At 43.0% G+C, this 24787-nt stretch carries 20 protein-coding genes and 4 pseudogenes; 17 read left to right on the top strand and 7 right to left on the bottom strand.

What is annotated here, in order from left to right; genetic code table 11:
* Positions 1–195: 195 nt before the first annotated feature.
* Positions 196–753 carry a DUF4256 domain-containing protein gene (locus IEW11_RS09570; protein ID WP_188530836.1) on the top strand — a complete coding sequence of 186 codons (558 nt, stop codon included), beginning with the start codon at positions 196–198 and terminating at the stop codon, positions 751–753.
* Positions 754–870: 117 nt separating this feature from the next.
* Here the strand turns inward: IEW11_RS09570 and IEW11_RS09565 are convergent, their stop codons facing one another.
* From IEW11_RS09565 to IEW11_RS09545, 5 genes are all read right to left on the bottom strand, one after another.
* Positions 871–2412 carry a recombinase family protein gene (locus IEW11_RS09565; RefSeq protein WP_188530835.1) on the bottom strand — a complete coding sequence of 514 codons (1542 nt, stop codon included), beginning with the start codon at positions 2410–2412 and terminating at the stop codon, positions 871–873.
* A complete protein-coding gene (locus IEW11_RS09560; protein ID WP_188530834.1) occupies positions 2409–2564 on the bottom strand; it encodes a hypothetical protein in 156 nt (51 codons plus the stop codon). The genes IEW11_RS09565 and IEW11_RS09560 overlap by 4 nt, the downstream gene beginning before the upstream one ends.
* A gap of 90 nt (positions 2565–2654) precedes the next feature.
* On the bottom strand, positions 2655–2951 hold the full coding sequence (locus IEW11_RS09555) for a hypothetical protein (RefSeq protein ID WP_188530833.1): 297 nt from the start codon (positions 2949–2951) through the stop codon (positions 2655–2657).
* Between the two features lie 535 nt (positions 2952–3486).
* Positions 3487–3720, bottom strand: a complete 234-nt coding sequence (locus tag IEW11_RS09550; RefSeq protein ID WP_188530832.1) for a hypothetical protein — start codon at positions 3718–3720, stop codon at positions 3487–3489.
* Complete coding sequence (locus IEW11_RS09545) at positions 3713–3913, bottom strand: helix-turn-helix domain-containing protein (RefSeq protein WP_188530831.1); 201 nt, start codon at positions 3911–3913, stop codon at positions 3713–3715. Before IEW11_RS09545 ends, IEW11_RS09550 begins: the two co-directional genes overlap by 8 nt.
* Before the next feature lie 737 nt (positions 3914–4650).
* Here IEW11_RS09545 and IEW11_RS09540 point away from each other — a divergent pair.
* Positions 4651–5412 (top strand): hypothetical protein, encoded by a 762-nt coding sequence (locus IEW11_RS09540; protein ID WP_188530830.1) that lies wholly within the window; start codon positions 4651–4653, stop codon positions 5410–5412.
* A gap of 34 nt (positions 5413–5446) precedes the next feature.
* Positions 5447–6571, top strand: coding sequence for a protein kinase family protein (locus IEW11_RS09535; protein WP_188530829.1), 1125 nt, complete (start codon positions 5447–5449; stop codon positions 6569–6571).
* A gap of 240 nt (positions 6572–6811) precedes the next feature.
* On the opposite strand, the gene IEW11_RS09530 is transcribed toward IEW11_RS09535, so the two are convergent.
* Positions 6812–7723, bottom strand: a complete 912-nt coding sequence (locus tag IEW11_RS09530) for an SDR family oxidoreductase (RefSeq protein ID WP_188530828.1) — start codon at positions 7721–7723, stop codon at positions 6812–6814.
* Between the two features lie 109 nt (positions 7724–7832).
* Between IEW11_RS09530 and IEW11_RS09525 the strand changes: the two genes are divergently transcribed.
* From IEW11_RS09525 to IEW11_RS09500, 8 genes and pseudogenes are all read left to right on the top strand, one after another.
* The gene (locus IEW11_RS09525) at positions 7833–8807 is read left to right on the top strand and encodes a helix-turn-helix transcriptional regulator (protein ID WP_188530827.1); all 975 of its coding nucleotides are present in this window, start codon (positions 7833–7835) and stop codon (positions 8805–8807) included.
* A gap of 163 nt (positions 8808–8970) precedes the next feature.
* Positions 8971–9069: pseudogene (locus IEW11_RS25325) on the top strand (DUF6904 family protein); the annotation flags it as partial.
* Between the two features lie 512 nt (positions 9070–9581).
* Complete coding sequence (locus IEW11_RS09520; RefSeq protein ID WP_188530826.1) at positions 9582–10259, top strand: nuclease-related domain-containing protein; 678 nt, start codon at positions 9582–9584, stop codon at positions 10257–10259.
* Between the two features lie 67 nt (positions 10260–10326).
* Entirely contained in the window at positions 10327–11259 is a 933-nt protein-coding gene (locus tag IEW11_RS09515; RefSeq protein WP_188530825.1) for an HNH endonuclease, read from the top strand.
* A gap of 80 nt (positions 11260–11339) precedes the next feature.
* Positions 11340–11519, top strand: a pseudogene (locus tag IEW11_RS24855) (hypothetical protein); the annotation flags it as partial.
* A gap of 279 nt (positions 11520–11798) precedes the next feature.
* Complete coding sequence (locus IEW11_RS09510) at positions 11799–12128, top strand: nucleoside triphosphate pyrophosphohydrolase (RefSeq protein ID WP_188530824.1); 330 nt, start codon at positions 11799–11801, stop codon at positions 12126–12128.
* Positions 12109–14556: pseudogene (locus IEW11_RS09505) on the top strand (DEAD/DEAH box helicase family protein). The gene IEW11_RS09510 and the pseudogene IEW11_RS09505 overlap by 20 nt, the downstream one beginning before the upstream one ends.
* A 62-nt stretch (positions 14557–14618) precedes the next feature.
* Positions 14619–17771, top strand: a complete 3153-nt coding sequence (locus tag IEW11_RS09500) for a DEAD/DEAH box helicase (protein ID WP_188530823.1) — start codon at positions 14619–14621, stop codon at positions 17769–17771.
* Positions 17772–17886: 115 nt separating this feature from the next.
* Here the strand turns inward: IEW11_RS09500 and IEW11_RS25440 are convergent.
* A pseudogene (locus IEW11_RS25440) lies at positions 17887–18039 on the bottom strand (IS4 family transposase); the annotation flags it as partial.
* A 278-nt stretch (positions 18040–18317) separates the two neighbouring features.
* Between IEW11_RS25440 and IEW11_RS09495 the strand changes: the two are divergent.
* The 6 genes from IEW11_RS09495 to IEW11_RS09470 all read left to right on the top strand — a co-directional run bounded on the left by IEW11_RS09495 (position 18318) and on the right by IEW11_RS09470 (position 24773).
* The gene (locus IEW11_RS09495) at positions 18318–19478 is read left to right on the top strand and encodes an alanine racemase (protein WP_188530822.1); all 1161 of its coding nucleotides are present in this window, start codon (positions 18318–18320) and stop codon (positions 19476–19478) included.
* Positions 19479–19808: 330 nt separating this feature from the next.
* Positions 19809–21395, top strand: coding sequence for a UbiD family decarboxylase (locus IEW11_RS09490; RefSeq protein WP_188530821.1), 1587 nt, complete (start codon positions 19809–19811; stop codon positions 21393–21395).
* A gap of 180 nt (positions 21396–21575) precedes the next feature.
* On the top strand, positions 21576–21989 hold the full coding sequence (locus tag IEW11_RS09485) for a DUF3870 domain-containing protein (RefSeq protein ID WP_188530820.1): 414 nt from the start codon (positions 21576–21578) through the stop codon (positions 21987–21989).
* A gap of 158 nt (positions 21990–22147) precedes the next feature.
* On the top strand, positions 22148–23206 hold the full coding sequence (locus IEW11_RS09480; protein WP_188530819.1) for a cupin domain-containing protein: 1059 nt from the start codon (positions 22148–22150) through the stop codon (positions 23204–23206).
* A gap of 40 nt (positions 23207–23246) precedes the next feature.
* Complete coding sequence (locus IEW11_RS09475; RefSeq protein ID WP_188530818.1) at positions 23247–23558, top strand: Rieske (2Fe-2S) protein; 312 nt, start codon at positions 23247–23249, stop codon at positions 23556–23558.
* Between the two features lie 57 nt (positions 23559–23615).
* Positions 23616–24773, top strand: a complete 1158-nt coding sequence (locus IEW11_RS09470) for an amidohydrolase family protein (RefSeq protein ID WP_188530817.1) — start codon at positions 23616–23618, stop codon at positions 24771–24773.
* The last annotated feature ends 14 nt before the right edge of the window (positions 24774–24787 follow it).

Here is a 24787-nt window from a genome sequence, read left to right as displayed (position 1 = left end):
TCAGAAGATGGTCGTGTAGAGGACACAGTATCTAGGCTAGACCAAATTCTAAACCGTATAGGGCGGGCGGATATAACATATGAACAAACTGGACGACCAGCTAATAATCGATATAAGGTATATCACTTGGAGGAGACACCAGAAAGCCTTTTGATTGATGTAACTTTTTAAATCATTGAATGGAGGGAAACGAACATGTCAAAGGAATTGTCATCTGAACAACGCGAAGAACTGCTCCGAACATTGAAAGCCCGCTTTGAGAAAAACTTGAACCGCCACAAAGGTCTTGAATGGGCCGAATTACAAGCCAGGCTAGAAGCGAATATCGCAAAACTGTGGTCGCTCAATGAAATGGAAAGAACCGGCGGCGAACCGGATGTTGTTGGTTATGATAATAAAACGGGCGAATACATTTTCTATGATTGTTCGGCGGAAAGTCCTAAAGGTCGCAGAAGCGTTTGTTACGACCGTGAAGCGTTGGAGTCAAGGAAACAACATAAACCGGATAATAATGTAATTGATATGGCGGCTGACATGGGGATTGAGCTATTAAAAGAAGAACAATACCGGGAACTGCAGCAACTTGGAAATTTCGATATGAAAACATCAAGTTGGGTTCAAACGCCTGCCCGTATTCGTAGGCTCGGCGGGGCTCTCTTTTGCGACCGCCGCTACGACACGGTCTTTGTATACCACAATGGGGCAGAATCCTACTATGCTGCTAGGGGGTTCCGTGGCTCGCTAAGGGTCTAAGATCAAGGATTTTGCGGAATCTTGCATATAATCCCGGGATATCCTGTTCCCGCATACGGCCCATGTGGAGGTTACAGTGAGACTTGAAAGACAAGATACAGTTCAATAAACTGTACCTTAATTCGAGGGGAGAGGGTTGGAAAGATTGAGATTGTAGTTTATTTTAATCGTTCCATCCTCAAATACTTCGATTGTTTGGATAAGCCTTTGAAGGAATTGCTTCAGTACCTGTTCATCGCTAATGTCAAGGTCGATGAAGCGTTCAACTTCCTTCCTAAAGGCTTCTTTGCGTTCTACGAGGTACTTTCCTTCTTCTATGGCTACAATGAGGTTAGCCTTCTTATTCATCAGTTCTTGCTGTAGGTGGGCGTTACGCTCGTTCTGATGCTTGAACTGGTCGGTTGTTATAGCCCCCTCAACATGTAAGGTGAGTAAATTATCAAACCGTTTATCCAGTTCAATTAACTGCTTTTCTATCCGATTTAGTTCTTTTTGGATGTGAGATTGAACCGCTACGGCTTTTTCTTCTGCCATTCCATAAAGATGCTCAATCTTCACTGTATCCTTAATCAATGACTTCAAGTCATCTTTAACAGCTTGCAGTAGAACCTTCTCCTCGATAATGTGAGAAGTGCAATAGGAAGAAGTGTACTTCACGTAGCCGCCACAGACATATGCTCCCTTACGTCTATCGGGTTTGAAGTGCATACCGCTTCCACAATCAGGACATTTAACGATATACGAGAACAAGCTTTCCTTGCCGTTGCTCTTATGCTTGCCTTTTTTCTTCATCAGTTCCTGAACCGCATTAAAGTCATCTTCAGTGATTAGAGCAGGGTGTGAGTTCTCAATAACAACATGTTCTTCATCTTTAACTTTACGCCTTACCTTGTAAGTTTCAGATGCGGCTAATATTCGTGTTGTTTCTTCCTTATGGAACACTTGTTTACCTGTATAGACTTCGTTGATTAGGATGCCTTTAATTGTGTTCTGATGCCACTTCTGCCCTGCGTTGGCCGACCCTGAGTGTGCTCTTGGAGTAGGTATACCTCTACGCATAAGGAGATTACCGATACTGAACATACCCCATCCTTCATGCAAATAAAGTCTGAAAATCTCCTTTACAATGGGGGCGGTTGATTCATCATATTCCAATTTCCTAGTAACGGGATTGGTACGGTAACCAAACGGAGGTACAGATACAACCCGATTTCCTTGGTTTGCACTGGCTTTAAGCCCCCATTTAATCTTGTTGGATAGGCTTAAGTTTTCCTCTTCTGCAAGAACTGCCCTCAAGTTGAAGTTCAACCTGCTGTTACACATTTGGGTGTCATAGCCATCCTCGGGCAAGATAAGCCTAATGTTATTCCTCTCAAGGTTATCTGCCGTATTCATGCTATTAACCGTATTTCTACCCAACCGTGAAACCGATTTTGCGATGACAACATCAAATTTCTTTTTCTTAGCATCATCGAGCAATCGTAAAATCTCAGTTCGATTCTTCATACCTGAACCGCTTATTCCGTTGTCAATGTACCGTTCAACAACTGTAAATCCTTGTTCCTTAGCGATACTTTCCGCCAAGGCAATTTGATTCTGCAAGCTGTTCTTCTGTTCTTCTCTCTTCGTACTGACTCTAGCATAAATAGCACACTTCATTGTTTCGCCACTCCTTCCATGTGTGAAGGAATGACATTTGCTCTATCATTATCGTACTTTTCAGCTTCAATAGTGTCAAACTGATGACCTAGTATGGAGGATAAAATATCCTCTAGGGATGCTATTCCTGCGAATGTACGTTCAACTTTCATTGTTGATTCCCCCTCCACGCTAACCATCGTTCTATGGTGGGGGGCTGTTGCGAATCATTTTGAAAATAATAAAAAAATATAATTTGATGGCTAATCAATAAGAGTAATCCAATCATTTGAATCGACAGAGAAGTACATTTTTGCGCATTCCATTGCTTCATCTAGAGTATCAAGAAGGAAGTCGTTAACAACTTCCCAATCACAGTCGCACAAGAACAGGTAGAATCTATCATCATCCTTGTATTTTGTTATTGCTAACGCAGTTATATGAACTTCATTAGTAGTTCCATCTTCTTCTTCAAATATGATTGAACTTAATTTGCGTGATGTATCATTAGTTGTAGCTTTTAAGACTTCTACACTGTCTAATTGTGTAGGGAAATTCATTTTATTTATCACATCCCTAATTATGGATATAAATTCATCATATCAAAGAGTATGAAGACTTACGACTAGTGTTGTTCTTCTTCCCACCCCTTCGGGGTGGGTTACGTCTTCTTGTGGTCGCTCCGCTTCGCTTCGCTCGGGGCTTCGCCCTGATTTTTAGATTATTTATTTAATCGAAACACAGGTGGGTAAGGAAACATTATTCCCCTTAATGGGGTAGGGGAATAAGAAACACATGTGGGTTTAGGTTTCCTACATGACATCAAGCGTGCTCAGGTACGGCTTTACCACGCGCATGATAAACATGCTCTGTCATGAATCCCTCGCCTTTAGGCGACCGTGACGGGGCTACAAATCATTTGTAGTATCTGAGGATGAAGCACAACTTCAAATCAAATACCTGTCCATCTAACGGGGCAACACCTACTTGTGAACGCAGGGGCGATTATTTAACGTGTGCTACCGCAAAGCCACGGGTAAAGCGTCATATGAATTTGTAATAATCATCGTTATTTTGTCCTTAATTGTTGCGATATTAAGCAAAGATAGAATCGGTATTATAACCTTTGCCCTGTAATACTACCTTCAGGTGGGCTTCATCAGTCCAATAAGGATATTTGCCCCATGCTTGAACATGACTGGGAACACGTTCGACCTGTAATTCTCCGTTCCTTACCCAGTTCCATACGGTATCCTCAGTCACGAACCGCCCCGATTGTAGTTTGGATAGTTTTCTTGCAATTACTGATAAAGTGTATTTGTTATCCATTTTGAATCACTCCTGTTCTTTTGTTTTGCCGCGAATACTTGTAAACGAGTTGAGGTTCCATTCTCCAAACTCCCCCGACTTTATAAGCAAGGAGTTCACCCTCGTATATTTTCCTGTAAATTGTTCGCGGCGAAAGATTCAAATAATAAGCCACTTCATCAATCGTCATCAGCCTATCGCTTCGGATAATCATGCTATCTACCACCTCTTTAGATTTGGTCGATAACATTATAAGAATAGAGGTGTCATGACTTAACAAAGATTGGGTAAGGATTTCAACCGCAAATATCTGTAAATAGTGCGATAAAGCGAAGGTAACAATTTTGTCCTTCTTAATGATGGTATCTAGTGATTTTGAGTACATGTAAATAAACGGGATTGCAAAAATAAGGTTATAAATATCGACACATCAATTTTACAGAAGGAGGACTTTCAGAAAAATTTTTCACGGAGCATACAAGGGTAAACTTTATGAAAAAGAAAAATTCATGTTGACGAGGTACTGGGTACACCATTAATAAAATGTGTAAGTAAAAAAATCCCAAGTGTGCTATCTTATATTTATAACATTTGGAGCTATACAGATTGGTTAGCACCCAATCGTGAAAAATATGTTAGTCGAAATTGACGGTTATTACTCTCAATCAATTGTTTATGGCATGGATTGTAACTATGTTGAGTTGAAGAGAATGTATCGTAATGCGTTAGCAGAAGTAACGGATATAAAGGAACTTGCTGAAGTGTTTTGTAAAATGCACAACTTTGTAATTGTTCCTTATTCGAAGGATATTCAAGTTGATTTTGTGATTGATACTGACACTAATAGAATCTATGCACCCTCATATTAAGACAAATATTAAAGACTAAGCCACCCCACCAATTCCATTAAAAAAAACCACTATTGAACTACTACTTCACGAGGTGAATAATATGCCAAGATTATCAGAGATTGACGGTAACGAAACTACACAGTTATGTCTTTTTTTGAAGTTCGCTACCGAAAAGTGGCATCTTGAATCATTACAGTCAGGAAAACTAAGGATGAATAACCTAAAGAGATTCATTGATATGGAAAAGAATGAGGGTAAGAAGGGAATGGGGGATTTACTAGAAGTATCCAATGTCATTAATCTTCTTAACTTTAAGCTAATTGACCCTGATACAGATGAAGTTATCTTTGAGGGTAAATCATCTAGAGGGGTTATGACCCTGAATCATTGTACGCCAAAACCAGTATTTTGTTTGGCAATGGTTGATTCTAAAATGTTAGAAGTTATAGAAGAGGATGATAAATGCTACAAATGTAAAGTCGTATTCTTAGATATTCAGAAACGAAGGTTCATCGAAGATTTCGGAAATCATGTAATGGTACTTCCAGTATCCGGTTTTCTCGAAAGGGTCATAAAGGCGTTTGATAAGCATGAATATGGATATGTTTATCAACCAGTTCTGTATGATGACTTCAATGTAAACCATTCGAATAGATTAAAATCTTTCGAAGAGGAAAATACAGATGTGTTTTTTTGGAAGGATAAAAGCATTGAATATCAAAATGAATTTAGAATTGTTATCTTAAATAAAGATATTGAAGAGCCCTTAGTAACTGAAATAGGAGATTTATCTGATATTAGCTTTATAACGACTTCCGAAAAGTTATTTATGAATGAACTTATTTTATCTGTAAATAAGTAATTAGAATTAACCCATGCGTTACAGGAGGGATAAAATGTTACAGCCTGATACAATAGTTAAGTTCAATGTTATGAAGCATTTTAAACATGTTTCACCCCTCGGTTCGGGTGGCACAGGTGATACATTTCTCTTTAAAGATGAAACTACCGATATGTTTTTCGCTTTTAAAAAATATTCGCCAAAAGGTTCCAATGACATTGAGGAAAACTATGGGCGGTTTGTAGATGAAATAAAAATCTTATTTAAGTTAACCCACCCCAATATTGTAAGAGTATATAACTATTATTTATATCCTCAAGCAAAATCGGGATATCTGCAAATGGAGTATGTTGACGGAGTGCCAATAGATAAATTTGAGCCTACCTTCTTTGGCAAGGATTGGGATGATATTTTCAAAGAAGTTATTTATGCATTTGAGTACTTGGAAATAAACCGCATACTACATAGAGATATTAGACCATCGAACATCCTTATAGATAAAGAGGAAAATGTTAAAGTTATTGACTTTGGCTTTGGAAAAAAGCTTGAGGCCACAGAAAACGAAGGAAAGAGCGTCTTCCTTAATTGGCCAGTTACACAGCTTCCCAATGAGGTACAGTTGGAGGGGACGTATAATCACCAAACTGAAGTGTATTTTATAGGAAAATTATTTCAATATATTTTAGGGGAGAATCTATCAGAATTTAAATATAACTACGTAATCGACAAGATGATTAAACTTGAGCCTAGCAATAGATATGGTTCATTCAATGAAGTTTCCCGTGACATCTCAGCCGGAGTGATAAGTGAGGTTGATTTTTCGAAAAAGGAGAAGGAAGTGTATGGGCTGTTTGCCGATGCTTTAGCAAGCCATATTATTCACTATCACGATAAGTATGAGCCAATACAGGATATTGAAACAACTTTAAACAAATTAGCAACTCTCATTCGGAATAGCTCACTTGAAACATATATACAGGACAATGCTCAACTAATAAGATGTTTTATTAAAGGAAATTATTCATTTAATAGTAAAAGTGATATACAAGTATCTTATGTAAAAGACTTTTATAGATTTTTAGTGGAATTGCCGCCGTATAAACAGAAAATAGTACTAGACAATATATATACACGACTTGGTAGGATAAAAGTTATAGTCGACAATGGTCTGCCGTTTTAATATTCCATCTACTATGATTTTTGAAATATTGAGCAAATGTCATTCCGTTTGAGTCTGTACTCCCTGTCACCTCATCACATGTGGAGTGTCTAATATTGATGGTTCGTAAATGAGATGGACATACTGCTCAATTGTTTGCTTATGAGCAGCAGGGAGATGCCGGCGCTATTCACCCGACTCGCATTTCCCTGCTTGACTCGTACTAATAATTAGACATTATATCAGTAGATTCTCAAACATTTATCTATAGCCGCTTACATTAGCGGGTTTTCCTGCGTTAATTATTTCTACTAGGTAGCGATAGCAATCGGGTTGTGAACCATCAACATCCGTGTAACCGTAGACCTGTGCAAGCTCGCCGCTTGAAAGGGATTGTCCATTCCAGCGTTCCACTTCCGTGTCACCCGCAAGAGCGGCGACTGCACGTCCTACATAGCGTGGTGATTCTGATATAAGAAAATGAGGTTCTTTCGCAGCGGCATCCTGCCAGTTTTCTTCGGTCACTGCGAAATGTTCCAGCATTATTTCTGAACGCAACCAACCGGGTGTCAGTGCAATAGCCGTGCATTTATACGTCTGAACTTCTTGGGCAAGAGCCCAGGCCATACGAATGATAGATGTTTTGGCTTGGTCATAGAATAGTGATATTCTGTAGTTATTTTGATTATACTTGGAAGTCCCATCCGTCATTTCTATGATGATTCCACCCTTATTTTTTATAAGGAGGGGCAATGCATAATGGTTTGTAATCAAATGCGTATCTATAGCAAGCCTCAGCATGCGCAGTCCCTTCTCCAGCGAATGCTCCCATACGGGCACATGCCATTCAGCCAGATGTTCAGCTCCCCAAATATCATTCACAAGAATGTCAAGTCGCCCCTGTTCTTGTTCAATGCGTTGCACCAAAGATTGCACTTGTTCGGAAATCAAATGATCTGTCTGTACAGCGATGCCTCGTCCACCTGCCTTAGTGACAAGCTCCGCCGTATCTTCAATCGTTTCAGGTCTGTTATATTCGGAACGTTCTGTTCTAGTAGTTCGTCCTGTAACATAAACCGTTGCGCCAGCTGCTCCCAACTCAACAGCGATACCGCGCCCAGCCCCCCGTGTTGCACCCGCAACCAAAGCTGTTTTACCACTTAAAGATTTCATCTCTAGCAGCCTCCTTGTATTGAATCTCCTATCATTGTAGTCTATAATGACGACATCTTTTGTCATATATAAAACTTTTTACATTTAAATAAAATACGAGGTGGGAGAAATGAGGGCTGACAGACTTATTAGTATTATGATTTTGCTCCAGAATAATGCGAAGATTACAACAAAGGAACTGGCTAGCGAGCTTGAAGTGTCTGATCGGACTATTTTACGTGATATGGATGCCCTAAGTCTTTCCGGAATCCCTGTTGTAGCTGACCGTGGTAAAACTGGAGGATGGCGGTTAATGGATCATTTTCAATCTCAATTGAGCGGTCTGAAGTTGGAGGATATGAAGGCATTATTTATCCTTCCTTCCGAAAAAATGCTTGAAGATTTGGGAGTACCGATAAGCGGGCTAGATATTCGTCAGAAGTTGCTGGCTTCCCTGCCTAGCGCAACCAAAGCAGAAGGGCGATATTATCTAGAAAAGATATATATTGATACAGACACTTGGAAATCCTCCAAAGAAAGAAATAAAACCTTGCTGATCGTTCAACAAGCGCTATGGGAGGATAAAAAGCTTAATATTATGTATCAAAAAGCTAATGGTGACTGCTCAAGCCGAGTTGTTTGCCCCTTGGGCTTGGTGTTGAAGGGGAGTGCTTGGTATTTAGTAGCCTTAAATGAAAACGACAAATATCGTAATTTTAGATTATCAAGAATCGTTCAGACTGAATTTGTACATGAAGGATTTACGAGGCCCGAGCATTTTAACTTGAGCGAGTATTGGAAGCAAAGCAAGCTTAGTTTTGCTGAATCTTTGCCATCACTTAAAGTGGAAATATTGGCAGAGCCATCAATTATAAGTCGAATGACTTTTACGGATAAATTTGTGGAAAAAGTGGCTGCGGATGCGCAGTTAAATGACCGCATGGTTCCTGTGACATTAAATTTTAACACAGAGCAGGAAGCCGTCGCATACGTACTTAGTTTTGGTGGGGCTATGAAGTTAGTGCAACCAGAATATTTGATCGAAAGAGTAATCCAGCAAGCGAAGTCTGTCATTGAAATGTACGATACGGATCAACCCAAATAGTTTATATCGCAATATTACGCATACAAGTCATGTGGAGTGCGTGGTAAGGATTTATCGAGAGGATTGACGTTGATATTCGTTAAAAACACACCTAACAATACGGGGTTGACATCTACGGCGATCAAATGGACTTTGAGAACCTATACGATAAAAGAACGTATACTTCAAGGTGAATGCTCTGTGGCCGGAGACTTTATTTGTAACGATGGTTTTAAACGATTTTATAAGGTTATATACGGCTAAAAAATCCAAGAAGAGCTAAATGATGTTTTCCTAAGTAAAGAGCTGATCTGGATCATTCACTGGCAATGGTTCGCAGCTTTCAAGTATCCATTGCTTAATGTATCAGGAATACTGTCTCATCAGCCTCATTTAGTCGTATGATGAATTTAATTGAATAAAGACTACACTTGGTTTGACCATTACACATGACGGAAAAAAGACTAGCTGAACGCGAAGAAGAATACGCTCTGACACGGAAAGAAGTTCAAGCAGCAGCAAAGTAATACGGAACGCACTCGGACAATATTAAAGCGCCAGTTGAGTATCCCGAAGTCATCGAGTGGTGAATGATATCCCTCATCTGCAGGAATTGAAGCAGTGGCTTGATTACCTCCCCGGTCTTGGCGGAGGTTTTTTCATACGAACATATACACGCTGACAGAAATGTGCCGTTTAGATATTGTATTGATGGTGGGAAGGAACTGTCATGAAGGGATTTCCAGTTGATTCGTGGAATAAGTCTATATAATTAATACTTTGCTGGAGGCTATGATGTTCAAAAAAATACTTGCAATGTTTAAAAGAACCCCAGGAGTCCCTGTATCCAAACCGTCAAAATCTTATAAACAACGTAAAAAGGTCGAATCCTCACGAATTGGTGAATTGGGTGAACATAAAATTAACATTCAACTTGACCAACTTCCCAAAGATTGTAGGTATTTGAGTGATATTATGATCAGAAATTCTAAATCGCGTACTGGTTATTCTCAAATTGATCATGCAGTTATTTCTCCTTTTGGTTTATTCGTCATTGAAACTAAAAATTATAACGGTGAAATAAAAGGTTCAAGAGACGATACATACTGGACAGTGAATAATCGATTTAAAATGTACAACCCACTTAAACAAAATTACGGACATATCAAAGCACTGGAATCAACGATTAAAGGCTACCCTAATTTGACATTCGTTTCAATGATCTCATTTACAATGCGGTGCAGGTTCAGTATAGACCCTAGCTTGAGAAAAATAGAATCAAATGAACTTATAGTTTACGATGTAGAACTCTCAGAATTCATTAGTAGAAAAATATTAAGAATGAAAGCTGTATTGAAAGAACCAATACTACAAGATTCTGAAGTAATGAATCTATTTAATATGATTCAAGAAGCAAATATTACTGATCCTGTAATAAGGAACGAACATGTGGACAAAATCAAACGAAAGTAGTTCGTTTTAAGTAGTGTATATATGAAATCATGTTCGAGTAAAAGTTGGGTTTCCGGAGTGAAGATACATGAAATTCTATGTGGGCGTAACTGACCATAATTGGTATCAATATTTGGCTAAGGAACAGCCGGACGAGCTGAATTTCTGGCAACCGGGAGGCAAACAATCATTTAAGGCCATTCAGGCCAATGATCTCTTCTTGTTCAAATTACATAGTCCAAATAACTTTATTGTAGGCGGGGGGCTCTTTGTCCGTCACTCCCTTTTGCCTGTCTCGTTGGCTTGGGAAGCCTTCGGAAATAAAAACGGAACAAGTGATTACTTGAGCTTTCGGAACGCCATTCATAAATATAGAAAGAGCGATTTTCGTTCAGAACCCGATCCAACAATAGGCTGTATTATTCTCTCTATGCCGTTTTTCTTTGATAAGAAAGATTGGATGCCAGTGCCTGAAGACTGGAAACCTAATATTGTACAAGGAAAAACGTATGACACCGGTACTGATACAGGTCAAGAGTTATATTTAAAGGTGCAGGCTGCGCTACAACGGAATTCTATCATAAAATCTGAAATGATCATGGAAGAAATCGAATCCAATAGATATGGATCAGAGCAAATTGTTCGTCCAAGAATCGGTCAAGGGACGTTTAAGATTATGGTCACTGAAGCCTATAAACGCCGATGTGCCATTACCGGTGAGAAAACGTTGCCTGTCCTGGAAGCAGCGCATATAAAGCCATATTCTCAAGAAGGCCCTCATCTGACAAGTAATGGATTATTGCTGAGAAAAGATGTTCATACGTTATTTGATCGAGGGTATATCACTATAAATGAGGGACTTGAGATTGAGGTTAGCAAGCGGATTAAAGAGGATTATGGAAATGGTAAGGAGTACTATGCTTTCCACGGTAAGAAGTTAGCAGAGATTCCTGATAATATTTACGAAAAACCTTCGATTGAATATCTAATATGGCACAATGAAAATGTGTATTTGGCTTGAATCATTAGTTTTCCCTGATTTAAGATTTATTATATGAAGGCAAAAAATATTCTCCTAAAGAGGTACTTAGGTTTGTGGATGAACTCAAACATGGACACGGGTATGATGTAGCCACATCCTCGGGTCTGCTTGGCATGAAAATGCAAGGCTCGATGGCGATATCTCAAGCGAATATTGAAGTTAGTAGACTGAAATCTGTAAGACAATACAACTACTTTAGACAGAAAAAGAAGACATCCATCCCCAAAATGCAGGGGTGAATGTCTTCTTTTGTACATTCTACATAATCTTCGAAGAAAAAACGCAAGTTCTTCAGTGGCCTCTTTTAGAATCGGGTGTTTTTGATATATAAATATGTTGGAATAGTTAATATTGGGGTTTATACGGTGGTAATTAATGAATTCGAAACTTTTGAAATCGATTTTTATTTGTTTTGTTCTTACATCAATTTAAGTCAAATATCAATTTACACTAATCTCTTCCATTCCCTTAGTTGTGATACAATAATAGGTAACTAACATGCGAAGGATGAGATACCCATGCCGGTCTACAATAAGCTTGTTCGTGATCTTATTCCCCAGGTGATCAAAGCGAATGGTAAGGAATGTCGCACACGTATATTGGATGAGGAAGAGTATAAGAAAGAGCTTGTCATAAAGCTTAAAGAAGAGTCAGAGGAATACTTCTCAGCTGAAGGTCCAAAAGAATCATTAGAAGAACTTGCAGATATGCTCGAGATCATTCGGGCGTTGGCCACCGTACATGGCGCAACGTGGGAACAACTTGAAGCGTTGAGAGAGCAGAAGGCGGAAGCGCGTGGTGGATTTCAGAATCGGGTGTACCTAATCGATGTCGATGACAACGCTTAATGTCAAACTCATTACAGAAAACCTAGCGGACGAGTTAATCACCGGAATGCAGAATGCATCCGGTATCTATATCATGACTTCCTTTATAATGAAGTCGGGGGTGCGCTTATTGGCGCCCCATCTGAAAGGTGCAATAGAACGGGGAGCTGAAGTGAAGGTTCTGGCCGGCGATTATCTTTTTGTTACGCAGCCGGAAGGCCTGCAGGCATTACTCGATATTGATACACGGCTGGAGGCACGGTTATGGCGAAGTATGGGAACGTCCTTTCACCCAAAGGCCTATTTATTTGACTATGAAAACGGTGAAGGATTGCTGATCGTCGGCTCCTCCAATTTTTCCATGTCCGCCATGAGAATGGGGATGGAATGGAACCTGGCGATGAATGCAAAAGCCGAGCCGTATACCTTCCAAGTCGCTTTGGACAAGTTCATGCAGAACTTCTATCACGATTCTACATTGCCGTTAAATGAGCATACCATTGCTACCTATGAAGAGGAGTATCGGACCTGCCATCGTAAAAATCCGGAGTTAATCCGCATGATTATGGAGATGGAAGAGGATGAATACCGTACCGAAAATATAGGGGAACCTGTAGAAAAAATAGTTTCGGAGGGCGAACCAACTCTTATCCATCCTAGGTTTGCTCAAATCGATGCATTGGATGCATTAGAGAGAACGTTAGAAGAGGAATATGACAAAGCCATGGTTGTCATGGCCACGGGACTTGGGAAGACCTATCTTGCCGGCTTTTTTGCGCAGCGCTTTAAACGTGTGCTATTCGTAGCGCATCGTGAAGAAATTCTCTTTCAAGCGAAACGATCGTTCCAGCGCATCATGCCGGACAAGACCTTCGGTATCTATAACGGAGTCATGAAAGAGGGAAACGCAGACTGTGTGTTTGCTTCGATTTACACCCTCGGAATGAAGAAACACCGTGAATCCTTCGCGCAGGACCAGTTTGATCTTATCGTGGTAGATGAATTCCATCATGCTGCCGCGGTGTCGTAACAATCGGTCATCCAACATTTTAAACCGAAGTTTTTACTTGGCATCACGGCAACACCAGATCGGATGGACGGCAAGGATGTCTATGCCCTTTGTAACGGTAACGTCGCCTACCAGATTCATTTTATCGAGGCCATCCGTCGTGGCTGGTTGTCCCCATTCCGATATTTTGGTGTTTATGATGATACCGATTATTCATCCATTAGGTGGCTTGGAACGCACTATGATGATGAACAGTTGACTGCAGCGCAGCTAAAACAAACACTGGCCGACAAGATCTACGATGCCTGGACTGAGCATAGGCAAACAAGAACGATTGGTTTTTGCTCGTCCATCCGGCAGGCGGATTTTTTGGCGGGCTATTTTCAAGACAGGGGAGTTTCAGCAGTCAGTCTTCACTCGGGAACGGCAGGAATCACAAGGGAAGAGGCGATAACGCGTCTAGCTGGAGGGGATTTGGAGGTCATATTTACCGTCGATTTGTTTAATGAGGGTGTAGATATTCCTAGTGTAGATACCTTGCTTTTCGTTAGGCCGACGGAATCATTAACGGTTTTCACACAGCAAGTTGGTAGGGGTCTGCGATTGTCGGAGCAGAAGTCGCATTGTACGATCATTGACTTAATTGGAAATTACCGAAATGCAGATGTGAAGCTTCGATTATTTGCGAGCGAAGGGGAAGTAGAAGGAAAAGCAAAGGCAGCAGTCATCCCCTCCGTACCGCTCGGATGTGAGCTTCATCTGGAGACGGCAGTTATTAATCTGCTTGATGAATTAAGCCGTAAGAAGCTGCCACATCGCGAACGATTGCAGCGTTCTTTCCTTGATCTAAAGAATGAGCTCGGACGAATCCCTACTTATCTCGAACTTCACCTTTATGGGAGATCCAACAGCTGGGAGTATCGGAATGAATTCGGTTCTTACGTTGGTTTTCTTGGGTGGGCCGAATGCTTAACGAAGGAAGAAGAGGAAGTATATTATCGAAACGAAGCTTGGATCCGTGATGCCGAGAAGACGGTCATGACCAAGAGTTATAAAATGATTGTTCTCCTCTATATGCTAGAACGAGGACCGGAACATTGGGCGGAGTCTGTTACCTCCAGGGAGGCAGCGCCGTTCTTTCACGGTTACCTTATGGAAAAGGAATACCGGAGGAGAATTGATTTCTCCGACAAGGACTCGAAACGACTCTGGGAGTATAATGAGGCAGTAGTTAGCCAGCTTATTGAACGAATGCCGATGTCGAAATGGGGTTCGGCTAAAGGGAGTATGACCCGCTTCGAAGATGGGGTGTTTAGTCTAAAAATTGAGCCCGCCCCCGAGCATCTTTCTATCTTGTACCGCTGGACAAAAGAAATTTGTCTTTACAGGTTACATCATCACTTTGAACGCAAAGAGCAGAAGCAGGGCCCCCTTCAGTAATGATGGGGTTTTCGTGTATAAATGGTTTGTTAAGATAGACTCCAAGGCAGATGAGGTGTTTTATGAAGCAGGGGCTGTATGAACAAATTATCAATAATCTTACAAGGAAACAACTATCTGACCTGGATTCTTCCTTATATGACATTGGCGTAGAGTCACTTGATCCGGAGGAAGCACGCAAACAGTTGTCTAATTATTTAGCTGCAGTGACCCGAAGAGCTTTGAAGATGATTCGGGAACAAAATAGTGATGATGACGATGCACTGCTTTTACAAGTGCGTACCTGCAATGAACTTATTGCAACTCTACGTAACACCCTGGGCCACGAGGAATTAAGGGAATGGCAGCTTGATGAACGGGGTGAGGTTTTAACCTACGTATATTCCAAGCTAAACCATATTCGTGGTGTCAAGGAATCCAAGGTTAATAGACCTACAACCCCATTATCACAAAGCTCATTATTTACAGGGTCTCATTCGGAGCCCAATATGATGAGTGAACTAAAAGCTGAGATATTAACCTCAGATCAGGTTGATTTATTGGTTTCCTTTATCAAATGGAGCGGGCTGCGCTGCCTAATGGAGCAATTAGAGGAGTTCACATCAAATGGGGGCCGTTTACGGGTCATAACAACGACCTATATGGAAGCAACGGATTATAAGGCCGTCCTAGAATTAAGCAAGCTACCGAACACAGAAATCAAAATCTCTTACGACACGGATCGCACAAGATTACACGCAAAAGCATATCTATTCAAAAGAGACACAGGCTTTACTACAGCCTACGTAGGGTCATCGAACCTATCAAATCCTGCTCTTACGAGCGGCTTGGAATGGAATGTAAAGGTTACGGAGAAGGATTCCTATGATGTCCTGAAGAAAATAGAGGCGACCTTTGAGAGTTACTGGAATGATCGTGAATTTAAGAGCTTCTCCATCTCGGATCAAGAGCATCAATTACTGCTCAAGCAAGCACTTGGCAAAAAGAAGGAACAGGAAAGTAAACAATTAACTTTCCAATTTAACATTACTCCTTACGATTATCAGAAAGAAATTCTTGAGAAGTTAGAGGCTCAGCGAATCATTTATGGAAGAACAAGAAATCTGCTAGTCGCTGCTACTGGTGTAGGGAAGACGGTTATTTCTGCATTTGACTATAAGCGGTTTTCCGGTCGCAATCAAAGGGCAAGATTACTCTTTGTGGCTCATCGCGAGGAAATCCTTAAGCAAAGCCTGGATACATTTCGGTTTATCTTGAAAGATCTGAATTTCGGAGAACTCCAAGTTGGAAGTAATCAAGCCGATTCAATTGATCATCTGTTTATCAGTATCCAAAGCTTTAACACACTAAAGCTTACTGATAAAACAACTCCAGATTTTTATGATTATATCATCGTTGATGAATTTCACCATGCCGCGGCGCCTTCTTATCAGAAGCTTTTGTCTTATTACCAGCCTCAGATATTATTAGGGTTAACAGCCACTCCTGAGCGGATGGATGGAAAGGATGTATTGCACTACTTTAATGATACCATCGCGGCAGAAATTCGCTTAACGGATGCGATTGATCGGAAATTGCTTTGTCCCTTTCATTATTTCGGTGTGACAGATAGCGTTGATTTATCCCAAGTCAAATGGACAAGGCGCGGTTACGATCTGAATGAGCTCGAGAACTTATACACCCATAATAAAATTAGAGCAAGTCAAATTATAAATAGCTTAAAGAAATATGTAACAGATTTGGATGATGTCAAAGCACTTGGATTTTGCGTGAGTGTGGATCATGCGCTCTATATGGCTAAGGTTTTCAATGAGTCGGGGATAGCCGCTCTTGCATTGCATGGAAAGTCTAGCGATGAGGAGCGCAATTCTGCTAAGGGGAGATTAGTTTCAGGTGATGTCAAGGTGATCTTCGTTGTCGATCTGTATAATGAAGGGGTAGACATACCGGAGATCAACACGATTTTATTCTTGCGTCCTACAGAGAGCTTGACCGTATTCTTACAGCAGCTTGGCCGTGGGCTTCGCTTGGCAGACGGAAAAGAATGTTTAACGGTTCTTGATTTTATTGGACAAGCGCAAAAAGAATATAATTTCCAGGAGAAATTCAGAGCTATACTTGGCAAAACAAAACATTCCGTTCAGCATTATGTCGAGCACGGGTTTTCGAACCTACCACGCGGAAGCTTCATTCAGCTTGAGAAACAGGCCAAAGACTACATCCTCAGAAATCTGAAGCAAACAACAATTAATCGGAAGAACCTGGTAGGAAAGCTGAAATATTTTGCAGAAGATACTGGATTAAGCCTAACACTAGAAAATTTCATTCGGTATCACGGAATGAGTCTTTATGATTTCTACGGTGGGCGTAATGGAAATCGAACATTCCGAGGGCTGATGGCGGAAGCGGGTTTAATCGAGCCGTTTGAGTTTGAGAATATGGAGTACCTGACAAAACGTATTCCGGCTTTATTAAGCATGAACTCTCGGAGACTTTTAGGTTTTTTAATCGAGTATCTTGAGCAAGGAAAACCCGTTCAAACAGAAGAAGAGCGTCTGATGTTGAGTATGTTTTATTATACTTTCTACCGATCAGAACCGAAAAAACAAGGGTACCTGGACATTAGTCACGCTGTTCAGTCCATTTTTTCCTGCAACTTGTTTAAGGATGAGATCATTGAAATTCTAAAATATAATTACGCACATATTAACTTTGTCGATAAAAGGAATGAGTTCCCCTACGCATGTCCCCTGGATTTACACTGCACTTATTCAACGGATCAAGTGTTGGCGGCCTTTGGTTTTTGGAATGAAGAGAAGGCCCCAGCCTTTCGTGAAGGAGTGAAATATTTCGAGGATAAGGGAACGGATATTTTCTTTATTACGCTAAATAAATCTGACAAAGACTTTTCTCCATCGACTCTGTATGAAGATTACGCCATTAATGAACGTCTCTTTCATTGGCAAACTCAGAGTCGGATTTCGGAAGAAACGAATACGGCTAAGCGATATATCCACCATAAACGCATGGGGAATAGAATTGCGTTATTTGTCCGTGAATATAAAGAGGAGAATAGCTACACTTCGCCTTTTGTTTTCTTAGGGGAAGCCGAGTATGTAAGGCATGAAGGAAATAAACCGATGAGTTTTGTGTGGAGATTGAAGGAAGAGATGCCTCCTGAATTGGTGCCAGTGGCAAATAAGGCAATTGGATAGGATGTGAATGGGATGGTTGAGGTAGCTGCGGCGATAATCGGAAATGAACTTGGTCAGATCTTGTCCCATCCAGTTGATCAAGACCTTAGGATTCAACTCTCTAGCCCATCGGAGCAAGGGATTCATGACGAAGTTTGTAGCTGGAAGTGCGCTTGTCGACGTGATTATCCATGCCATTGATCTGTGAACTACGCGAGCTGAGCAGAGCAAAGTCTAGCGGCAAGAAGGTGTGTTTGTCCGACCAGCCTATCGTCAGCAGACGAAACCCTGGAAGACACCTCTTTGTCTTGTAGTGATTGCTCGACACTTTCACACAACTTCTCCTATGAGATAATAATATTATTTTTGTGAAAGGGCTTACGTATAGAGCCGAAAAGCGGTAAAATGCGGAATAGAGCTACATTTGTCGAATCGTCCGAGTGAGTTCATGGATATCGGGCAGCTCATTGCGTCGGTAGAGATATTGGCATTGACGATCGTAGGTTGCGAAAATCGCAGACACTGTTGGAGACAGCAGCAATACTTGAAGCATGGAGGAGTAATCGTATGTTTTTGGAAACTTTAATGAACCGTAATAAGGCTTTAGTGAATGCAGCCGTCAAGCTGCACCAAGAGGGGAAGTTAGAAGCAAATACATATGTGCTGGATCTACAGACCGTTCGAGAAAATGCGGCGATCATTAGCGAACGAGCCCAAAAGAGCGCTCTTAATGTATACGGCATGACCAAGCAAATCGGTTACAATCCCGACGTACATCAAGCACTGGTTGAATCGGGTATTAAATCGTTTGTAGCAGTCGATTGGATGGGCGCCCGAGCGATCAAAAAACAGGGGTTCAAGCTGGGGCATGTCGGGCATCTGGTTCAACCGCCTGCCGGTGTTGAGCATGAACTGGCGGAGATGCTGCCCGAAGTATTCACGGTGTTTACGATGAACAAAGCGCGGCGATTGAACGAAGCGGCAAAAAAAATCGGCATCAAGCAAAATATTCTGCTTCGCGTATATGGCCAGACCCCGTTGTTTTATCCGGGTCATGAAGGCGGTTTTTTTGTAGGGGAAGTCGTCGACGCCGCCAGAGAAATCATGAAATTATCCCATCTGCAAATTGTCGGTGTGACTTCATTCCCGTGCTTTCTTTTCAACGAACAGGCCCAGGATGTGCTGCCAACCGTGAACTTCGACGCTGTTATGGAGGCTGCTGCACGGCTTACCAAAGAGCTGAACATCCAGATCACGCAAATCAACGTTCCGGGAACCAATTCATCCGATCTGTTCGAGATGATCGCTGCTCGCGGGGGCACTCATGTGGAGCCTGGGCACGGGCTTACGGGGACAACGCCACTGGCAACCGTCAGGGAATCGGCGGAAAAGCCGGCGCTCCTGTATTTGTCCGAGGTTTCCCATATGTATAACGGCAGAGGCCATGTTTTTGGGGGAGGTCTTTATGTCGATCCGGTAAGGGGGACATATCGCCCGCGCGCGCTGTTCGGCAAGGAGCTGAATGAAGCGGAGGTTGAACTGATCCCAACCGGTGGCATCGACTATTACGGTTATATCGACGGGAATGTCCGGGAAGGCGATCCGGTTGTATTCGGATTCCGTCCGCAAATATTCGTTACGCGCGGTCAGGTGGCAGCAGTGGACGGCATACGCGAAGGCAAGCCTGTCGTGTTGGGTTATTATGACGCCAATGGGAACAAAATCTGATAACATGGTCGCTGCTAGGGCGCGGGATTAGTAGAACGAGAGTCGCGAACGCAATCATAAGCGTAAGTGCTTCGAATATCAAAACAGGAGTCAGTCGAATAGACTGGCTCTATTTGTTGCTGATTTTTTCTTTTATTTCTATCTTGAAAATTACCCCGCCATATGTTATCTTAAAAGTAAGCGGTTTCATTAAGTGTGAAAAGTTAGTTCATAATCGGCTCTTTATCTGCATTAGTAGCTTCAACTACTAAACCTTCGCAGACAAAAACAGCCTTTAAGAATCGAAAGATTCTTAAAGGCTGTTTTTTTATAAAAAAAGGAGTGAAAAAGATGTCAGTGAAACAGGATTTGCGTACTCACATCCAACTCTTGGATTCCAAAGAGAAGCTGCACCGTATCACCAGATCAATCAATAAGGACACGGAATTGATGCCGCTGGTAAGATGGCAATTTCGGGGGTTGGAGGAAGAACAGCGACGCGGATTTTTATTCGAAAATGTAACTGACAGCCGTGGCCGTACGTTTAACGGCTCGGTGGCGGTCGGTATCTATGCGGCTTCAACGGAAATTTACTCTTTAGGTATGGGATGCCCCCCGGAAAAGGTAAGAGAACGCTGGCTGGAAGCGCAGGCCCGGCCCCTTCCTCCGAATATTGTGGAAACAGGACCCGTGCATGATGAAGTACATATGGGCGACAGCTTGCTGGAACACGGAGGGATCGAGGAGTTTCCCATTCCGATCTCGACGCCTGGCTTTGATATCGCCCCTTACACTACAGCATCGAATTGGGTGACGAAAGACCCGCAGTCGGGCTGGACGAACGTCGGCAATTACCGCGGGCAGGTCAAAGGGCCGGACCGGATGGGGATGTTCATCAGCCCGCGCAATCACGGCTGGAATCATTGGGATCTCGCGCGCCAACAAGGGAAACCGCTGGAAGCGGCACTCGTTATCGGCGGACCGCCAACGATTACGTTTACCTCAGGCTCCCGTATCCCTTACGGGGTAGAGGAATATGCGGTGGCTGGAAGCCTGCTCGGCGAGCCGATTGATATGGTCCGTTGCAAAACCGTTGATTTATTGGTTCCCGCCTATGCGGAGCTTGTGATCGAAGGCCGGATTTCCACGGAATATATCGAGCCGGAGGCGCCTTTTGGCGAATATACGGGTTATATGGGTCCGCGGGTATACAATGCGGTCTTCGAAATTACGGCGATCACGCACCGGAAAAATCCGATCTTCTGCGCGATCATCAGTCAGATGCCGCCTAGTGAAAGCAGCAAAATGAAGAAAATTGCACAGGATAACAACTACCTGCATTATCTGAAGAATCAATGCAATCTGCCGGATGTACTCGATGTGACCTTTGATGAGATCGCGGTCGATTCCTGGTGCGTGATCCGAATGCGAAGATGCAATCCGGCCATCGTCTGGCAAGCGTTATATGCTGTGGCGGGCCGGAATTCCACCGTCGGAAAAATGGTGATCGCCGTAGATGAAGATATCGATCCCGGCGATATGGAATCGGTGGTGTGGGCGCTCAGTTATCGTGTGCAGCCGGAACATGACATGAGGGTTTTACCGTATCGAAGCGCGGGATTGGATCCATCCGGACATCCGCCGACGAATGATATTGCCGATAACACGGTTCAGAAAAACTTCGGCTCGGTGTGCCTTGTCAATGCCATGCGTAAGTTTGCTTATCCGCCGGTTTCCCTGCCAGCCAAGCCGCATATGGAACAAGCGAAAAAAATATGGGAGGAGCTGGGGCTGCCGGGTCTTAAACCCCGCGTTCCGTGGCACGGATATGAGCTGGGCGAGTGGTCGGAGCGCGACCGGGAGGAAGCGGAATGGGCGATTCGTGGCGAATATAGTCGAACGGGAGAACGGGCGAAAGAAGAAAGAAAACAAGTGTAAATTAATGGTTTTTTATCATAAAAAAGCGATTGCAGGTTATGTGGTTGTGTGATAGTCTTTACTTAAATGTGAGGGGGCTTTTCCCCAAAACATTAATTTCAAACACGGCGTCCTAAAATCACAACGAACAGCATACCATGATTTAACCGCCGGGTTTAGTGAAGGATATCGGGTGATCATATGAGCGGATTGATTAATGACATTAGCGTGAATCACAACATTAATTTATTCGAAAATAACATCGCGGATTATTCCAACATAAGCAACACCGCCATGTTTACCGGTAATGCCAGATTGCCAAGCGGCAATGCGCTTTATGAGATGTTGAAGGTCATCAGTTGTGTCATCATCGTCGATCTCAAAACCTCAACGATTATTGATGCGTCATTTACTACATTAAGCCCGACAGCTAACAACTATATCAGATCGCTCGTGATCGGCTTTTGTTTAAATGATGGATTCCAGGTTCTGGCGAAGCGGTTCGATCGGCATCTTCATTTAACTTCGAAGAAATCATTTATCAAATCCCTGGAAATTGCTTATCAAAGATATCAGGACTATCTGACCGAAGGTAAAATGAAGATCGGCTCCTGACTCTTAAAAGTCCACAAACAATAGAATAAATGGCTTATTATCTGCTTTGGCGGTCAACCTGTCAATCTCACAGATAAACCCAGCCTTTAAGAATCGATAAGGTTCTTAAAGGCTGTTTTTTTTTTTCATACATCATTCATTTTGAAGGAGGAATACCGATGTCGTCATCCATACCAGCTAAATTTGAGGACAGTTTAGAAGCGCTTTATAAGGATATGGAGGCTGAAAATGTGGATGCTCTTTGGCGGCGTGAGGGGGAATTATTGACCCGCGAACCTGCTAAAACCGGCCACCCTCATCATTGGCAGTGGGAAAAGATTGAATTCTTGCTGCTTCGCGCAGGCCGATTGGTCCAGTTAGGCAGCGGAGGGGAACGGCGGGTACTCCGTCTGGTGAATCCGAGCCTGGAAGCTCCCGCGAGCACCACCCATACGATTTCTTCCACCTTGCAATTGCTGCTGCCGGGTGAATCGGCACCGCTTCACCGCCATAGTGCGGCTGCGATCCGCTTTATTATCTCCGGCCGTGGCGCTTATACCGAAGTGGAAGGCGAACGAATCGAGATGGAACCGGGTGATTTGATCTTAACCCCGAATTGGAATTGGCATTCTCATCATAATCCGACCGATGAATCAATCATCTGGATGGATATTATCGATACCCCTTTAGTCCTGCGGTTGAAAGCGATGTTTTTTGAATCAGGGCGTGATCAACAGGTGCGGGAAAAGCCGGCCGGTTATACGATGCGCCGTTCGAATCAAGCCGGGATGATCCGCCCCGAATTGCTGCGTAATGCGGCTCCGGTCCAGGGGGGAGCTCTGCCGCTGATATACCGTTGGGCGGATGTGGAGCCGATCTTCCAGGAGCAGGGAATGGAGCGGAGTCCTTATGACGGCGATTTGCTGCGCTACGCGAACCCGCTGACCGGGGATCATCACACCCTGCCTACGATGGGCTGCTCCATTCAGCGTCTTCACAGCGGCGAACAAACCCTTACGCACCGTCATCTTTCCAGCACAGTTTACTATGTCATGCGCGGTGAAGGTATGAGCACGGTCGAAGGGAAGGAGATTCGCTGGCGCCAAGGGGATGTCATCTCCATTCCGACTTGGGCCTGGCACTCTCACTATGCCGGCCAGGAAGCGGTATTGTTCTCGATCAGTGACCAGCCTGCCATGGAGAGATTGGGCTGGTACAAGGAAGAAGCCGCTGAATAGTGAGGAACGTACAACTAACAATATTAAATGAGGTGTTGGCATGAAAGAATACTTTGTAGCGAAGGAAACAGAGGTGTCTGAAGGAGGCGTCGTCACGGTTCAAGCGGGAAAAAGGGTGATTACGGTATTTAAAATCAACGACGAATTTTACGCGATGAACAATACGTGTCCGCATAAAGGCGCATCATTATGTGAAGGGAAAATCGACAAGGAAAGAAAGATCGTGCGTTGCCCCTGGCACCTATGGGACTGGTCAGTCGAAACAGGCGAGTTGGAAGCGTATACAAAAAAGCGGCTTCCGGTTTATACGGTGAAGGTAATAGACGGAGACATTCTCTTATACACCAAGTAATTATTCCCAACAGGCGTGATGTCAATTAAAAACCAACATTCGGAAAGGAGAAGTTATATGATTTCAGAAGAAAAATCGGTCGTTATTGAACGTGAAATAGGTGAGATTATAAAGCCTCATCCGATTCATCCAAAAGGCAAAGAATTGGAGGTCATCGATTCGGACTTCCACTTTCAACCGGATTGGGACACCCTCCGGAAATATATGAAAGAACCGTTTCAATCCAAATTTTTACGGTATCCGCAGGTTGCTTCCGAGTATGCGCCGGATCAAGCGATCGGCCTGCAGGGTACGGGTCAAAACGTGCAGGGGCAGGCAAAGACGGCGGCAGATGTGCTGCGGATATTGGACGATAACTTTACGGATCTGGTCATACTGAGTCCCGGTTTTCAGCGTCCCCAGAGCATGTTTAATGAACCGATCATTACTGCGGTTGCTTCCGCCTATAACGATTATCTGGTTCATGAAGTATTCCCTGCGAGCGATCGCATTAAAGGGCTTATTATGATCAACCAACGGGATCCGGCTGCGGGAGCTGCGGAGATTCGCCGTCTTGCCCACCACCCTAGCTTTGTCGGCGTCTATTCGGAATTTGGGGGCACCTATGAACCGATCGGTTCGGCTAAATATGATCCCATCTATGATGCGCTTGCCGAATTCGATCTGCCGCTTTCGATCCATGTCGGAACCTTCTGGCAGCAATGGTCGCCGCTTTCCATCGGATCCCGTACTTGGGTTGAACTGCTTGGCGTGTCTTCCGCCGGAACGTGTATGGCTTTTATGGCCAGTATGATCATGCAGGGCCTCTTTGATAAATATCCGAAGCAAAAGGTGCTTGTACAAGAAGGCGGCTACTGGTGGCTTCCCGATCTCATGTACAGAATGGATGAGCTGTATCTGGACCATCCCGGCGATATCCAGTTTGTGGAGCGAAAGCTGGAAAGCGGAGAAAAGTTTCTGAAAAAACTTCCAAGCGACTATATTCTCGAGCATTTCCGGTTCTCTACCCAACCGATGTGCAAGCCGAAAAACAACAAGCATTTTGCCTATTTGCTTGAATTATGCCATGCAGAGCAATTATTTCTATACTCCTCAGATTGGCCTCACGCTACGTTTGATCCGTTGAACTGGGTTGTAGAAACCGATTTTATTCCGGAAGACATGCAGAAGAAGATTTTGAGCGGCAATGCCCGGGAATTTTATAACCGTTTATAAAACAAATCAAGATA

This window comes from Paenibacillus abyssi (assembly GCF_014640295.1).
GTDB classification, from domain to species: domain Bacteria; phylum Bacillota; class Bacilli; order Paenibacillales; family Paenibacillaceae; genus Paenibacillus_D; species Paenibacillus_D abyssi.
This window is presented reverse-complemented; position numbering and strand designations above follow the sequence as displayed.

What these genes read in the sequence shown, in the direction of transcription:
- IEW11_RS09570 (WP_188530836.1), top strand. Translation starts at nt 196, where the DNA reads ATGTCAAAGGAATTGTCATCTGAACAACGCGAAGAACTGCTCCGAACA.
- IEW11_RS09565 (WP_188530835.1), bottom strand. Translation starts at nt 2,412, where the DNA reads ATGAAGTGTGCTATTTATGCTAGAGTCAGTACGAAGAGAGAAGAACAG.
- IEW11_RS09560 (WP_188530834.1), bottom strand. Translation starts at nt 2,564, where the DNA reads ATGAAAGTTGAACGTACATTCGCAGGAATAGCATCCCTAGAGGATATT.
- IEW11_RS09555 (WP_188530833.1), bottom strand. Translation starts at nt 2,951, where the DNA reads ATGAATTTCCCTACACAATTAGACAGTGTAGAAGTCTTAAAAGCTACA.
- IEW11_RS09550 (WP_188530832.1), bottom strand. Translation starts at nt 3,720, where the DNA reads ATGGATAACAAATACACTTTATCAGTAATTGCAAGAAAACTATCCAAA.
- IEW11_RS09545 (WP_188530831.1), bottom strand. Translation starts at nt 3,913, where the DNA reads ATGATTATCCGAAGCGATAGGCTGATGACGATTGATGAAGTGGCTTAT.
- IEW11_RS09540 (WP_188530830.1), top strand. Translation starts at nt 4,651, where the DNA reads ATGCCAAGATTATCAGAGATTGACGGTAACGAAACTACACAGTTATGT.
- IEW11_RS09535 (WP_188530829.1), top strand. Translation starts at nt 5,447, where the DNA reads ATGTTACAGCCTGATACAATAGTTAAGTTCAATGTTATGAAGCATTTT.
- IEW11_RS09530 (WP_188530828.1), bottom strand. Translation starts at nt 7,723, where the DNA reads ATGAAATCTTTAAGTGGTAAAACAGCTTTGGTTGCGGGTGCAACACGG.
- IEW11_RS09525 (WP_188530827.1), top strand. Translation starts at nt 7,833, where the DNA reads ATGAGGGCTGACAGACTTATTAGTATTATGATTTTGCTCCAGAATAAT.
- IEW11_RS09520 (WP_188530826.1), top strand. Translation starts at nt 9,582, where the DNA reads ATGTTCAAAAAAATACTTGCAATGTTTAAAAGAACCCCAGGAGTCCCT.
- IEW11_RS09515 (WP_188530825.1), top strand. Translation starts at nt 10,327, where the DNA reads ATGAAATTCTATGTGGGCGTAACTGACCATAATTGGTATCAATATTTG.
- IEW11_RS09510 (WP_188530824.1), top strand. Translation starts at nt 11,799, where the DNA reads ATGCCGGTCTACAATAAGCTTGTTCGTGATCTTATTCCCCAGGTGATC.
- IEW11_RS09500 (WP_188530823.1), top strand. Translation starts at nt 14,619, where the DNA reads ATGAAGCAGGGGCTGTATGAACAAATTATCAATAATCTTACAAGGAAA.
- IEW11_RS09495 (WP_188530822.1), top strand. Translation starts at nt 18,318, where the DNA reads ATGTTTTTGGAAACTTTAATGAACCGTAATAAGGCTTTAGTGAATGCA.
- IEW11_RS09490 (WP_188530821.1), top strand. Translation starts at nt 19,809, where the DNA reads ATGTCAGTGAAACAGGATTTGCGTACTCACATCCAACTCTTGGATTCC.
- IEW11_RS09485 (WP_188530820.1), top strand. Translation starts at nt 21,576, where the DNA reads ATGAGCGGATTGATTAATGACATTAGCGTGAATCACAACATTAATTTA.
- IEW11_RS09480 (WP_188530819.1), top strand. Translation starts at nt 22,148, where the DNA reads ATGTCGTCATCCATACCAGCTAAATTTGAGGACAGTTTAGAAGCGCTT.
- IEW11_RS09475 (WP_188530818.1), top strand. Translation starts at nt 23,247, where the DNA reads ATGAAAGAATACTTTGTAGCGAAGGAAACAGAGGTGTCTGAAGGAGGC.
- IEW11_RS09470 (WP_188530817.1), top strand. Translation starts at nt 23,616, where the DNA reads ATGATTTCAGAAGAAAAATCGGTCGTTATTGAACGTGAAATAGGTGAG.